Origin of the sequence: Streptomyces lienomycini, from assembly GCF_027947595.1 — a bacterium.
Taxonomy (GTDB): Bacteria; Actinomycetota; Actinomycetes; order Streptomycetales; family Streptomycetaceae; genus Streptomyces; species Streptomyces lienomycini.
This window is the reverse complement of record NZ_CP116257.1, coordinates 2,101,348-2,114,523: the sequence shown is the minus strand read 5'-3', so window position 1 is coordinate 2,114,523 and position 13,176 is coordinate 2,101,348. Positions and strand designations below refer to the sequence as shown.

Sequence of the window (13,176 nt, the reverse complement as noted above, 5' to 3'; positions counted from 1 at the left end):
CACACTTCCCGGGGTCAGGGAACCCTCAGCCTCCTCAGACCCTCTTCTCAGGTTCGCCGCCTACCGTGCGGAGGCATGAGTCTCGCGCGCAGAGTGAACCGGGCCCTCGCCGCCACCACCGGCCTCCAGGTACGGAGAGCGCCCCGGGCGGCACCGGGCAGGGAGTCCGCCGCCGCGGATCCCGCGGCGCGGCGGGAGGCCGCGTACCGATGTCCGTCGGCCGGGGAACTGCCGACCGACCGGCTGCTGCGGCGGCCCGTGTTCATCATCTCCTCCATCCGTTCCGGCTCCACCCTGCTGCGCATGATGCTGGGCGCCCACCCACGGCTGCACGCCCCGCACGAACTGCACATCGGCAAGTTGGAGGTCACCTGCGCCAACTGGTTCTCCGAGCGGGCCATGGGCGCTCTCGACCTGCGGCGCGGCGACCTGGAGCACCTGCTGTGGGACCGTGTCCTGCACCGCGAACTCGTCAGATCCGGCAAGGACTTCGTGGTGGAGAAGACACCGGCCAACGTGTACATGCACCAGCGTCTCAAGGACTGCTGGCCCGACGCGCGCTTCGTGTTCCTGCTGCGCCACCCCGAGTCGATCGCCCGCTCCTGGCACGAGACGGACCCCGTCAAGCGCCCGTACGACACGGCCGTCACGGATGTGCTGCGCTACATGACGGCCGTCGAGGAGGCCCGCGCGGCGGACTCCGACGGCTTCTGCGTGCGCTACGAGGACATCACCGAGGATCCCGGGCGCGAGATGCGGCGCCTGTGCGCGTTCCTCGGCGTCGACTACGCGCCGGCCATGCTGAACTACGGCAGGAAGAGCGACGCCGACCTGGTCAGGGGCCTGGGCGACTGGCGCGAGAACATCCGCACCGGCACCGTGCAGCCGGGGCGCTCGCTGCCCGGCGCCCAGGAGGTTCCCGAGCGGCTGCGCGCGATGTGCGGGGCCTGGGGCTACCCGTCCTGACGTCGGCCGTGCGGCGTGAGCCTCGGCTTGGGGTCGTCGGTGCGTCCGGTGCGCGGCGGGCGGCTGCCCGCGCGGTACGGCGCCGGCCAGACGGCACCCGGGCCGTCGTAGCCCTGCTCGGCGGCGGCGTGCAGCGTCCAGTGCGGGTCGTACAGGTGCGGACGGGCGAGGGCGCACAGGTCGGCGCGTCCGGCCAGGACGAGCGAGTTGACGTCGTCCCAGGAGGAGATCGCGCCGACGGCGATCACCGGGACGCCCGCCTCGTGCCGGATGCGGTCCGCGTACGGTGCCTGGTACGACCGTCCGAACTCCGGCCGTTCGTCGGCGACGACCTGGCCCGTGGACACGTCGACGGCGTCGGCGCCGTGCGCGGCGAAGGCGCGGGCGATGTCCACCGCCTCCTCGGCGCCGGTGCCCCCCTCGGCCCAGTCGGTGGCGGAGACCCGTACGGTCATGGGCCGTTCGTCCGGCCACACCTCGCGTACGGCGTCGAAGACCTCCAGGGGGAAGCGCAGCCGGTTGTGCGGTGAGCCGCCGTAGGCGTCGGTGCGGTGGTTGGTGAGCGGGGAGAGGAAGCCGGAGAGCAGATAGCCGTGGGCGCAGTGCAGTTCGAGCAGGTCGAAACCGGCCCCGGCGGCCCGTGCAGCGGCGTCCCTGAACCGCCGTCGCACGTCGGTCAGTTGTGCTCGGGTCAGCTCGCGCGGGGTCTGGCTGCCGGGCCGGTACGGCAGTGGGGAGGGTGCCACGAGGGGCCAGTTGCCCTCGGGCAGTGGTTCGTCCATGCCCTCCCACATCAGCCGGGTCGAGCCCTTGCGCCCGCTGTGGCCGAGCTGCACGCCGATCGCGGTGCCGGGCGCGCTGTCGTGCACGAAGTCCGTGATCCGACGCCACGCCTCGCCCTGCCGGCCGGTGTAGAGGCCGGTGCAGCCCGGGGTGATGCGGCCCTCCGCGCTGACGCACACCATCTCGGTCATCACCAGCGCGGCACCGCCCAGCGCCCTGGCGCCCAGGTGGACCAGGTGGACGTCGCCGGGGACGCCGTCGGTGGCGGAGTACATGTCCATCGGGGAGACGACGACGCGGTTGCGCAGGGTCAGGCCCCGCAGCCGGAGGGGGGTGAACATCGGGGGCGTGCCCGGTGGGCAGCCGAACTCGCGCTCGACGGAGTCCGTGAAGCCCGCGTCGCGCAGCCGCAGGTTCCCGTGGGTGACCCGGCGGCTGCGGGTGAGCAGGTTGAACGCGAACTGGCGGGGCGGCTGGCCGAGGTAGCGGTCCAGGTCCTCGAACCACTCCAGGCTGGCCTTGGCCGCCCGCTGTGTGGAGGCGACGACGGGGCGCCGCTCCTCCTCGTACGCGCTCAACGCCGCCTGGAGGGTGGGGTGTTCCTCCAGGCAGGCGGCGAGCGCGAGGGCGTCCTCCACGGCGAGCTTGGTGCCGGAGCCGATGGAGAAGTGGGCGGTGTGGGCGGCGTCGCCGAGCAGGACGGTGTTGCCGTGCGACCAGCGTTCGTTGACGACCGTGCGGAAGGTGGTCCACGCCGACTTGTTGGACCGCAGCGGGCGGCCGCGGAGCGCTTCGGCGAAGATCTCGGCGCAGCGGACGGTGGACTCGGTCTCGCCCAGTTCGTCGAACCCGGCGGCCCGCCAGACCTCCTCGCGCATCTCGACGATGACGGTGGAGGCGTCCGGTGCAAAGGGGTAGCCGTGCAGCTGCATCACGCCGTGCTCGGTCTCGGCGATCTCGAAGCGGAAGGCGTCGAAGGCGAAGTCGGCGGCGAGCCAGATGTAGCGGCAGCGGTGGGAGGTGAGGTGGGGCCGGAAGACGTCGCGGTAGCGCTCGCGGGTGGCGCTGTGCACGCCGTCGGCGGCGACGACGAGGTCGTGGGTGCGGGCGAGCTCGTCCGGGGGCGGCGCCTCGGTGCGCGGGCGCAGGTCCACGCCGAGGTCGCGGCAGCGGTCGTGCAGGATGTCGAGGAGGCGGCGGCGGCCGAGGGCGGCGAAGCGGTGTCCTCCGGAGGTGTGGCGGGTGCCGCGGTGGACGATGTCGATGTCGTCCCAGCGGACGAAGTGCGCCTTCAGGGCCTCATGGACGACGGGGTCGGCGTGTTCGATGCCGCCGAGGGTCTCGTCGGAGAGGACTACGCCGAAGCCGAAGGTGTCGTCGGGGGCGCCTCGTTCGTAGACGGTGACCTCGCGGTCGGGGGCGAGGCGTTTGAGGAGGGCGGCGGTGTAGAGGCCGCCGGGGCCTCCGCCGACGATCGCCGCGTGCAGGGGGTGGCTTGTCTGCGCCGGCGAGTGCGGGTTTGTTGTGGTTGTTCGCGCAGTTCCCCGCGCCCCTGGGCCGACCGGACTTCCCTGGGACGAGACCATCCCCTTACCTCCCTTGCCACTTCGGGGGGCGTTTCTCCGTGAAGGACGCGTGGAACTCGGCGTAGTCCTCCCCCGTCATCAGCAGGGCCTGGGTCGACGCGTCCAGTTCCACCGCGGCCGCCAGCGGCATGTCCAGCTCGGCCGTGAGCAGGGCCTTGGTCTGGGCGTGCGCGAGGGCCGGGCCGTCGGCGAGGCGGTGGGCCAGGGTGTGGGCGGCCTCGTCGGCACGGCCCTCCTCGGTCAGTTCGCTGATCAGGCCGATGCGCTCGGCCTCGGGGGCGCGCACCGGGTCGCCGAGCATCAGCAGGCGGGTGGCGTGGCCGAGGCCGACGACGCGGGGCAGCAGGTAGGCGGCGCCCATGTCGCCGCCGGAGAGGCCGACGCGGGTGAAGAGGAAGGCGAAGCGGGCGGACGGGTCGGCGACGCGGAAATCGGCGGCCAGCGCGAGGACCGCGCCCGCCCCGGCGGCGACCCCGTGCAGCGCGGCGATCACCGGGAACGGGCACTCGCGTACCGCCCGCACCACCTGGCCCGTCATCCGGTTGAAGTCCAGCAGCCGGGCGGTGTCCATGGACAGGGTCGCGCCGATGATCTCGTCCACGTCGCCGCCTGAGCAGAAGCCGCGCCCCTCGCCCGCCAGCACCAGCGCTCGTACGGAGCGCCCGCGGGACAGTTCGGCGAGCAGGTCGCGCAGGTCGGCGTAGGCCTCGAAGGTGAGGGCGTTGAGCTTGTCGGGGCGGGCGAGGGTGACGGTGGCGACGCCGTCGGTGATCTCGACACGCAGGTGCCGCCAGTCGGGGGTGGGGGCGGCGGAGCCGGTGAAGGGACTCATGACACTCGAAGTTATCACCGTTCTGTGACTGTCGTCACGAGTGCGCGACAGATCGACGGTGTCGAGGGCCGAAGGTCCCGGACCGTGCCCGTCCAACGGCTCTGCCGGGCGGCGCCGTACCATTCATAAGGTTGAAAGCAGGACAGGACACCCTGCTCCACGAAACGGACCCGCCGTGCACGATCACTTCCCCGTACCCGCCTCCTGGCGCATCGCGCTGCCGCACTCCGCCGCGGCGGTGCCGGTGGCCCGTGCCCTGGTGCGCAGGGCCCTGGCCGAGCTGAAGCACACGGCCGACGGCGACACCGCGGAGCTGCTGACGGCGGAGCTGGTCGCCAACGCCGTGGAGCACACCTCGGGCGAGACGCCGATCGAGCTGGTGGTGGAGCTGCTGCCGACCGGCTGCCAGGTCGAGGTCCACGACCCGGACCCGGTGCCGCCCGCCGACCTCACCCGCCCGGGGGTGGAGCCGCCCGACCCGTGGCGCGAGGACGGGCGCGGTCTGCTTCTGATCCGCGCCCTCAGCTCGTCCTGCGGTCACCGGCCCACGGGGTCGGGCAAGGCGGTCTGGTTCAGGCTCCCCGCGGTGCCCGCTCAGCGTCGTCCGCGGTGACCGCGCTTCCCGCGAGGCGGGAGTGGCGGCGCCCGTAGGCGGCGTACACCAGCAGGCCCACCGCGAGGAACACCGCGAACTGGAGCCAGGTCCCGCCGCCCGTCTCGTACATCAGGTAGAGGCAGAAGCCGACCCCGAGCAGCGGTGTCACCGGGTAGAGCGGCACGCGGAAGGTGCGGGCGAGGCCCGGTTCGCGGCGCCGCAGGGTGATCACCGAGACGTTGACGGCGGCCATGGTGGCGAGGGTGCCGATGGTGCACAGGTTGACCACCGCGTCGAGCGGGGCGAAGGCGGCGGGGACGGCGAAGACCACGCCGACGATCAGGGTGCCGGCGACGGGGGTCGCGGTGCGCGGGGAGACCTTCTCGAAGACCCGGGGGATCAGGCCGTCCCGGGACATCGACATCAGGATGCGGGTCTGGCCGTACATCACGGCGAGCACCACCGAGGCGATGGCGACGACCGCGCCGAAGGCGACCACGCCGCCGCCGATCGCGGAGCCGGTGACCCGGTCGACGACGTAGGAGAGCGCGGCGGGCCGGTCGCCGACCGCGTCGCCGCCGACGGCGCCGGTCGCGGCGAGGGCGACCGCGCAGTAGAGCAGGGTGACCAGGCCGATGCAGACCAGGATCGCGACGGGGATGTCCCGGCGCGGGTTCTTGGCCTCCTCGCCGGCCGTGGTGATCGCGTCGAAGCCGATGTACGAGAAGAAGGCGGCGGTGGTGCCGGCGCCGATGCCGCCGAGGCCGGCCGGTGAGAAGGGCGTGAGGTTGCCGTCCTCGAAGGCGTAGAAGCCGATGGCGCAGAAGGCGAGCAGGACGGCCAGCTTGAGGACGGCCATGGCGGCCGTGGCGCGGGCGCTCTCCCGCACGCCGCGCACCAGCAGCACGCAGGCCAGGGCGATGACGATCACCGCGGGCAGGTTGACGGCGCCGCCTTCGCCGGGGCCCGCGGAGAGCGCCTGGGGCAGCCGGAGGCCGAGGACGCTGTCGAGCAGTTCGTTGACGTACTGGCTCCAGCCGACCGCGACCGCCGAGACGGACACGCCGTACTCCAGGAGCAGGCACCAGCCGACGAGGAACGCGGTCCGCTCGCCGAGACCGGCGTAGGCGAAGGAGTACGAGGAGCCGGAGACCGGGATGGCGCCGCCCAGCTCGGCGAAGGAGAACGCGGTGAACACGCAGGTGATCGCGGCGAGGACGAAGGAGACGACCACGGCCGGGCCGGCCTCGGCGACGGAGTCGGACAGGCCGACGAAGATGCCGGTGCCGACGATCGCCCCGACGCCGAAGCAGACGAGCTGGAACAGCCCCATGGTGCGCTTGAGACCGTGGCCTTCGCGGTCCGCGCCGGATTCGGCGACGAGGAGGTGGGGGGACTTGACGCGGGAGGCGGGCATGGCGGGTGGTGCTCGTTTCTGGTGGTGCGGGGGGCGCGACGGTGGTCGCGGTCGGCGGCGGCGGAAGGGGTGGCTCCGCTGCCGCCGGTCAGGATAACGGGCCCGGCGGGGCCGTCCGGTCAGGCCAGCGTGGCGACCAGGACCGCCTTGATGGTGTGCAGGCGGTTCTCCGCCTCGTCGAAGACGACCGAGTGCGGCGACTCGAAGACCTCGTCCGTGACCTCCAGGGAGTCCAGACCGTGTGCCTCGAAGATCTCCTGGCCGACCTTGGTGCCCAGGTCGTGGAAGGCGGGCAGGCAGTGCAGGAACTTGACGTCCGGGTTGCCGGTGGCGCGCAGGACGTCCATGGTGACGGCGTAGGGCGCGAGGGCCTTGATCCGCTCCGCCCAGACGTCCTTGGGCTCGCCCATGGAGACCCAGACGTCGGTGACGACGAACCCGGCGCCGCGCACGCCCTCGGCGACGTCCTCGGTGAGGGTGACGCGTGCCCCGCTGGTCTCGGCGAGCCCGTGGGCGCGGTCGACGACCTCCTGGGCGGGCCAGTACTGCTTCGGGGCGACGATGCGCACGTCCATGCCGAGCAGCGCCCCGGTCACCAGGTAGGAGTTGCCCATGTTGAAGCGGGCGTCGCCGAGGTAGGCGAAGCTGGTGTCCCGCAGGGGGCGGTCGCCGTGCTCGGTCATCGTGAGCACGTCGGCGAGCATCTGCGTGGGGTGCCAGTCGTCGGTCAGGCCGTTGTAGACGGGGACGCCCGCGAAGGCCGCCAGCTCCTCGACCTTGCCCTGGCTGTCGCCCCGGTACTCGATGCCGTCGAACATGCGGCCGAGGACGCGCGCGGTGTCCTTCACGGACTCCTTGTGGCCGATCTGCGATCCGGACGGGTCGAGGTACGTGGTCGAGGCGCCCTGGTCGGCGGCGGCGACCTCGAACGCGCAGCGGGTACGCGTCGAGGTCTTCTCGAAGATCAGCGCGATGTTCCTGCCCTGGAGGTACCGCTTCTCCGTCCCGGCCTTCTTCGCGGCCTTCAGCTCCGCGGCCAGCTCGACCAGGCCGCGGAACTCCTCCTCGGTGAAATCCAGCTCCTTGAGGAAGTGGCGGCCGGCGAGGGCGGTCGGGACTGTCGCCATGGGGGCGCTCCAGAGGTGCAGGTCGGGGACTGACTCCTGGAAGTCTATACGAACTTCTGAATTTCTATACAGGGCGAGTCCCCCGACGGACTCCCGCTATACGGGCCCCCGCTCCACCGGGCAGCTCATGCAGCGCGGCCCGCCCCGGCCGCGGCCCAGTTCGCTGCCCGGGATCTCTATCACCTCGATGCCCTGTTTGCGCAGGTGGGTGTTGGTGGTGGCGTTGCGTTCGTAGGCGACGACGACGCCCGGCTCGACGGCCAGGACGTTGCAGCCGTCGTCCCACTGCTCGCGCTCGGCCGCGTGGACGTCCTGGGTCGCGGTCAAGACCCGGATCTCGCCGAGCCCGAGGGCGGCGGCCATGGCGCGGTGCATGTGCTCGGGCGGGTGGTCGGTGACCTTCAGGTCCTTCTCCCCCGCGCCCGGCTCGATGGTGTACGAGCGGAGCATGCCGAGCCCGGCGTACTGGGTGAAGGTGTCGCCGTCGACCATCGTCATCACCGTGTCCAGGTGCATGAAGGCCCGCCGCTTCGGCATGTCCAGGGCCACGATGGTCCGGGCGGACCCGGCGGCGAACAGCTTGTGGGCGAGCATCTCGACGGCCTGGGGCGTGGTGCGCTCGCTCATGCCGATGAGCACGGCGCCGTTGCCGATGACGAGGACGTCGCCGCCCTCGATGGTGGAGGGGTAGTCGGCCTGCCCCTCGGACCAGAGGGGGAACGTCGCGTCGCGGAAGAGCGGGTGGTGCCGGTAGATCGCCTCGAAGTGGACCGTCTCGCGCTGCCGGGCGGGCCAGCGCATGGCGTTGATGGAGACGCCGTCGTAGATCCAGGCCGAGGTGTCCCGGGTGAAGAGGTGGTTGGGCAGCGGCCCGAGCAGGAAGTCGTCCAGCTCCATGGCGTGGAAGCGCACCGAGGTCGGCTCCGGGTGAGCGTCCAGGAACTCCCGCTTGGTCATGCCGCCGACCAGCCACTCGGCCAGTTCGTGGGCGGGCAGCGTCTCGAAGGCGGCCCGGAGGTGGTCCGTGGCCAGCACTCCGTACTCCTTCTCGTCGAAGACCCGGTCCAGGACGAGCCGCCGGGCGGCGGGGACGTCCAGGGTCTCGGTGAGCAGGTCGCCGAAGAGGTGCACCGCCACCCCGCGGTCGCGGAGCACGTCGGCGAACCCGTCGTGCTCGGCGCGCGCCCGGCGCACCCACAGCACGTCGTCGAAGAGAAGGGCGTCCTTGTTGCTGGGGGTGAGCCTTTTGAGCTCGAGATCCGGCCGGTGCAGGATGACGCGGGTGAGCCGCCCGGCTTCGGAGTCGACGTGGAATCCCATGTCTCCATCCTGACCACTCGGGCGGGTGTTCACCCCCCGTTCGTGCGGGCCCGTCTCCTGTGGTCCGTCGCCTGTCAGCCGCCGGGCCGCGGACGGTGCAGCTCCGGGCGGGCCAGGACGCGCCGGGTGGCGTGGCCCGGGTCCAGGGCCGCGCGGGCGACGATCCAGCCCGAGAGCGCGTGCGGGTCGGCCGGATCCCGCGCCAGGTCCTCGGCGTAGCCGTTCAGGGCGGTGGCCGGGTCGCCGACGGCCAGGTACTCGTCGGCGGTACGGGGAACGGCGGGGCGGACGGCGAAGACGTGGGTGCGGGTGTCGGGCCAGAAGCCCCGGTCGGGGCGGAAGCGGAGGGTGCCGTCCGGGGCGGGGGGTGTGGCGACGTTGCGCAGCCGCCACTGGGCGCGGTGCAGGGCGGCGGCCGTGCGGGCCCGGCGCAGGGCGACCGGGTCGACGGGCACGCGCAGCCAGCCGTCCAGCGTCCGGGCGAGGCCCTCGACCAGCCGGCGCCCGGGCGCGGTGAGCCGGGTGCTGGTCAGCAGGGTGCGCACGACCAGCCGGCACTGCAGCCGGCGCAGCGCGAAGTGGTAGGCGGCGGCCTCGGCGTACGCCGGTTCGGCCAGCCGGTCCCGCCAGAAGCCCGCGACGCCGGTGAAGGCGTACGCGCCGTGCAGCAGCCCGGTGAGGTGGCGGGGGTCGGCACGCCAGGGGGCGTAGTAGCGCTCCTCGCGGTCGTCGTCGAGGAGGGGGAAGAGGTGGAGCAGTGCGGCGAGCTTGCTGTGCTGGAACTCGTGCACGAGGGTCTCCGCGAGGGCGAGCGCGGATCCGGGGCGGGAGATCACCATGGCGCCGAAGGCGTCGCCGCTGGACGCGGAGACGGCGACGGCCGGTGCGGCGGGCGGGGTGGCGGCGGTGCGCCCGTAGGGCACGACGGCGCGTATCAGCGCCGGGTCGAGCCGCCCCGGGCCCTGGTCGGTGCCGGTCGCGGCGAGCACGGCGACGGCACCGTCGAACACCCGCTGCCACTCGGCCGCCTCCTCGGCGTCGAGCCGGGCGGGCGGGACCGGGTCGTCGAGGTCGCGGTAGGGGTCGAGGTCCTCGAGGGGGATGGCGACGGGGCCGGTGGGGGTGGTGTGGGTGAGGGTGCGGAGCGGGAGCCAGGCGCCCGTGCCGACCGAGGTGCTCGCGCGCGGGACGGCGTGCCGTGCGTCCGCGGGCCCGTCGAGCCGCCGCTCGCCCGCCGACACCCCCTCCGCACCGGAACCGTCCGTCGCAGCGGAACCGGTCGCCGCCTCGGGTTCGCCGCCAGGATTCGGCCCCGGCCTCCCGGACCGCGCCAACGCCTCGGCGCCGGATCCGCTTCCCGGGCCGCATGTATCCGGGCCGCCCACCGGCACGGAAACCGGCCGGCACGTCACGGGTCGAAGGGACCGGCCTCGGGCCGGGGGGCCCGAGACAGTGAGTTCGCCCGACCGCGTGGTGGCGCGAGCGACGGACGGGCCGGGCGCGGAGGGGAGGCGGAGGAGGCCCAGCCCCGGCAGGTGCAGGCCGCGGCCGGTGAGCGGGACCGTGAGCACCGTCTCCGTACCGGCGCGCACTGCGGCGGTGAGGGCCAGGACGTTCAGCCGCCCGGCCTCGGCCCACAGCGGCGGCCCAGTCGCGGTGCCGTGCACCCGGCGCAGCATATGGGCTATCCAGGCACCGGTGGTCGGCGCGAGCAGCAATCCGTCGACCCCCTCGGGGTTTTGTGCGGCGGCGTCCTTGAACACCTCCCAGACGTCCGCGACCGGCGTCAGCGGCGTGGGCAGCTCCGCCAGCCGGTCCAGCAGCGTCCGCAGCAGGAGCAGCCGCCGCGCCCGTTCGCCGCGCTCCAGGAAGACCACGGCCTCCGCGGAACCGCCTCCGGCGGCCAGTTCCGCGAAGAGCCGGTCCGGTACGCGGAACGGGGCGGGACGCGGCTCACTGGTCATGGGCGGGGACCTCCGGTCGGGACGGCGTGCGGGAGCCCCCGGCGGGCACTCGGTCTCGTCGGGTTCCGTCGTCGGCGGGCCCGGGCGGTACCGCGGTGGCGGACGGGAAGTGCGGCTTCGTCGTCGGGTGCGGGCGGCGGCTACTCGGCCCGGGCGCCGCCGCCACCGCCCTCGCCGCCGCCTCTGATGCTGCCCCTGGCCCGCAGGACCTCCTCCAGCAGGCGGGCGGTGGGGCGCAGCGGTGCGAGACCGTCCACGGCGGTCAGGGGCAGCGCCGCGACGTCCGCCAGGTCCGACTCCCAGACGTCGGCGCGCCCCGGGGTGGCCGACTGTGCGCGGGTCGCGGCTTCGGCATGGCGCAGAGCGGGCGGCTGGTCCAAGATGCTCCCCCTTCTCGCACGATGGCACTCGATGCCTCGTGCACGTGTTCCTTCCATCATGGCCATTTCCGGCGCTGTCGAAAACCGTACGATCACGCCACTCGATCACCGCCGGCCTCCGCCGGGTCTCTGCGACGCCGCCAACGCTTCGAGGGCGAGGCCCAGTTCGTCCTGCCGGTCGGCGTCGCCGTCGACGGACACGACGGCGTCGTACAGCGTCCACAACTCCTCGGGACGGCGGCGGGCGAGCGCGTTGAGGATTCCGGCCGCGTCCGTGCGTGCCTTGGTGTGACGGGGCAGTACCGCGGTGACCGCCGGGTCCAACGCGGCCACCACGGTCTGCCGTTCGGCGGGGTCGCCCATCAGGGGGTAGGCGAGGAGTGCCTCGACCGCCCGGGCCAGCGGCGAGGCCGGGCGGGGCGCCGACGGGCGGGGTGCCGGGTCCAGCGTCTCGGTACGCTCGGGACTCCGCAGCCGGATCTCGGGGTACTGCAGAGTACGACCCGACTCCCTGAGGGCCCCGATGCGCGCGCGTACGGCCGGAAACAGTTCCTCCGCATCGGGCGGCGCGGGCAGCGTGTCGCTCCGCTCGGCCAGCAGGGCGAGCAGCACGTCGGAGAAGAGACCGGTGGCACGCCGCGGGTCGTTGGCCGCGGCCCGGCCCCGGCCCGCGGCCCGCAGCACCGTCTGCCGGTGGCCGAGGGTGCGACGCCCCACGGGCAGGGCGTCCGGCGGGAGTTGCTCGCGGAAGGCCAGGTCCTCCTCGAAGGTCTCGCAGGCGTCCACGACCCACAGCTGCTCGGCGAAGCCCGGCACGGCGTCCCCGCCGTACCGGGTCAGCGCGGAGTCCAGGTCGATGCCCAGCTTGTCCGCGGTGGTGGCGTCGGCGCAGAAGAGCCGCAGCCGGTCGGCGAGGTCCAGGACACCGTGGCCGCCCCACCACACCCACAGGACGTCGCCGGAGGCCTGCGGGAGGTGCCGTACCAGGGTGCGGCGCAGGGTGGCGTGGTCCGCGGGGGCGTAGGGCACGTCGGGGGTGTAGGGAGGCAGCGGGGACAGGTGGACGTGGAGGTTGTCCTCCGGGACCCCGGCCGTCCGCAGCAGGTGCCTCAGGCGCACGGCGTCCCGGGCGGGCCCGGGCAGGTCCCAGGACGGGCCGGCGTCGTAGGCCTCGATGCCGACGATCAGCGCGTGCACCCGCGCGGGGTCGGTACGCGGCGCGGCCCGCGTGGGCGCCGCCCCGGTGGCGGGCTCGGAGCCGGTCACGGCAGGCGCTCCACGATGTGGCGGAAGACGGCGGGGTTCGTCCAGTAGGCGCTGTGCGCGGCCGGGAAGGGCTGGCGGCTGTCGACGGCGGTGTCGGTGACGCGCCCCGGGAAGAGGCCCTCCCCGAGGTAGGAGAGCAGGTCCCGCCGATCGTAGAGATTCAGCCAGTCCGGGACGTGGGGCGGGAGCGGCGCGGGATGTTCCAGGGTGGGCAGGGACCCCGACTCGTACAGGAACGGCGCCTGGGAACCGACCGTCACCAGGAGCCGCACCTGGGGCAGCGGGGCCGAGATCAGGGTGTCCAGGGCGATGATGCCGCCGAGGCTGTGCCCGACGAGCGCGACGGGGGGCCGCAGGCCCGCGACGAGTGTGCGCAGGTCGGCGCGGACCGCCTCGCCGCGGCTGAGGTAGCGCAGGATGTCGGCGGCCGCGGGGTGAGCGGCTTCCGTGAGGGCGCGTCGGCGGCGCACGGCGGCACGCGATGCCGCGGAGCCCGCGACACGCAGCACCAGGGAGCGCACTCCGCGCTCGGTGCCGGCGTCCGGTGCTCCGAGGGCCGCGGCGAGCCGGGCGACGACCGCGTCACGGATGTCGCCGCCCGGCACGAGCGGACTGTCGGAGTCCAGGGCCCCGGCGACGACCCGTGCGGTGAGAGCGCGCGCCGCGACGACGGCCAGATCACCGGGTTCGAGGGCGTCGGCGGCCGGACCGAGGAGGGGATGGGCGGCCAGGTCCCCAGCGGCACGGGAGAGCCCGTCGCCCAACTCGGCCGCGGCGGCGTCGCCTTGGGCGGCGAGCGCGAGCAGCCGCCCGCGCAGCCCCTGCTCCGGCGGCACGGTCCCGGGCGGCCGTTCGGCACCCGTGCCGCCGCCGGCCGCGGCGAGCGCGAGTTCGGCGTAGGGGTCGGCGTAGCGGGCGGCCCACTCGTCCGTGGTGTCCT

The 13,176-nt window shown here is 73.7% G+C and carries 11 protein-coding genes; 2 read left to right on the top strand and 9 right to left on the bottom strand.

Features of this window, described 5'->3' with window-relative positions:
- Positions 1–75: 75 nt before the first annotated feature.
- On the top strand, positions 76–966 hold the full coding sequence (locus BJ961_RS09710; protein ID WP_271320909.1) for a sulfotransferase family protein: 891 nt from the start codon (positions 76–78) through the stop codon (positions 964–966).
- Here BJ961_RS09710 and BJ961_RS09705 read toward each other — a convergent pair.
- Positions 954–3,335, bottom strand: a complete 2,382-nt coding sequence (locus BJ961_RS09705; protein ID WP_271320908.1) for a bifunctional salicylyl-CoA 5-hydroxylase/oxidoreductase — start codon at positions 3,333–3,335, stop codon at positions 954–956. The genes BJ961_RS09710 and BJ961_RS09705 overlap by 13 nt on opposite strands.
- A gap of 4 nt (positions 3,336–3,339) precedes the next feature.
- A complete protein-coding gene (locus tag BJ961_RS09700) occupies positions 3,340–4,167 on the bottom strand; it encodes an enoyl-CoA hydratase family protein (RefSeq protein WP_271320907.1) in 828 nt (275 codons plus the stop codon).
- A 175-nt stretch (positions 4,168–4,342) separates the two neighbouring features.
- On the opposite strand from BJ961_RS09700, the gene BJ961_RS09695 reads away from it, so the two are divergent.
- Positions 4,343–4,780: an ATP-binding protein gene (locus tag BJ961_RS09695; RefSeq protein WP_271320906.1), complete on the top strand. Its 438-nt coding sequence runs from the start codon at positions 4,343–4,345 to the stop codon at positions 4,778–4,780.
- Here the strand turns inward: BJ961_RS09695 and BJ961_RS09690 are convergent.
- From BJ961_RS09690 to BJ961_RS09660, 7 genes are all read right to left on the bottom strand, one after another.
- Positions 4,740–6,179 carry an amino acid permease gene (locus tag BJ961_RS09690; RefSeq protein ID WP_271320905.1) on the bottom strand — a complete coding sequence of 480 codons (1,440 nt, stop codon included), beginning with the start codon at positions 6,177–6,179 and terminating at the stop codon, positions 4,740–4,742. The two genes, BJ961_RS09695 and BJ961_RS09690, sit on opposite strands and share 41 nt — an antisense overlap.
- A gap of 119 nt (positions 6,180–6,298) precedes the next feature.
- Entirely contained in the window at positions 6,299–7,306 is a 1,008-nt protein-coding gene (gene argF / locus BJ961_RS09685; RefSeq protein ID WP_271320904.1) for an ornithine carbamoyltransferase, read from the bottom strand.
- A gap of 96 nt (positions 7,307–7,402) precedes the next feature.
- Positions 7,403–8,626 (bottom strand): arginine deiminase, encoded by a 1,224-nt coding sequence (locus BJ961_RS09680; protein WP_271320903.1) that lies wholly within the window; start codon positions 8,624–8,626, stop codon positions 7,403–7,405.
- A 74-nt stretch (positions 8,627–8,700) separates the two neighbouring features.
- On the bottom strand, positions 8,701–10,590 hold the full coding sequence (locus tag BJ961_RS09675; protein WP_271320902.1) for an aKG-HExxH-type peptide beta-hydroxylase: 1,890 nt from the start codon (positions 10,588–10,590) through the stop codon (positions 8,701–8,703).
- 140 nt (positions 10,591–10,730) lie between these two features.
- The gene (locus tag BJ961_RS09670; protein ID WP_271320901.1) at positions 10,731–10,970 is read right to left on the bottom strand and encodes a hypothetical protein; all 240 of its coding nucleotides are present in this window, start codon (positions 10,968–10,970) and stop codon (positions 10,731–10,733) included.
- Between the two features lie 105 nt (positions 10,971–11,075).
- Positions 11,076–12,236, bottom strand: coding sequence for an effector-associated domain 2-containing protein (locus BJ961_RS09665; RefSeq protein ID WP_271320900.1), 1,161 nt, complete (start codon positions 12,234–12,236; stop codon positions 11,076–11,078).
- Positions 12,233–13,072: an alpha/beta fold hydrolase gene (locus BJ961_RS09660; RefSeq protein ID WP_271320899.1), complete on the bottom strand. Its 840-nt coding sequence runs from the start codon at positions 13,070–13,072 to the stop codon at positions 12,233–12,235. The genes BJ961_RS09665 and BJ961_RS09660 overlap by 4 nt, the downstream gene beginning before the upstream one ends.
- Positions 13,073–13,176: the final 104 nt, after the last annotated feature.

Bases quoted from the DNA above. Each gene is read 5' to 3' on its own strand.
- BJ961_RS09710 (WP_271320909.1), top strand. From the start codon at position 76: ATGAGTCTCGCGCGCAGAGTGAACCGGGCCCTCGCCGCCACCACCGGC.
- BJ961_RS09705 (WP_271320908.1), bottom strand. From the start codon at position 3,335: ATGGTCTCGTCCCAGGGAAGTCCGGTCGGCCCAGGGGCGCGGGGAACT.
- BJ961_RS09700 (WP_271320907.1), bottom strand. From the start codon at position 4,167: ATGAGTCCCTTCACCGGCTCCGCCGCCCCCACCCCCGACTGGCGGCAC.
- BJ961_RS09690 (WP_271320905.1), bottom strand. From the start codon at position 6,179: ATGCCCGCCTCCCGCGTCAAGTCCCCCCACCTCCTCGTCGCCGAATCC.
- argF (WP_271320904.1), bottom strand. From the start codon at position 7,306: ATGGCGACAGTCCCGACCGCCCTCGCCGGCCGCCACTTCCTCAAGGAG.
- BJ961_RS09680 (WP_271320903.1), bottom strand. From the start codon at position 8,626: ATGGGATTCCACGTCGACTCCGAAGCCGGGCGGCTCACCCGCGTCATC.
- BJ961_RS09675 (WP_271320902.1), bottom strand. From the start codon at position 10,590: ATGACCAGTGAGCCGCGTCCCGCCCCGTTCCGCGTACCGGACCGGCTC.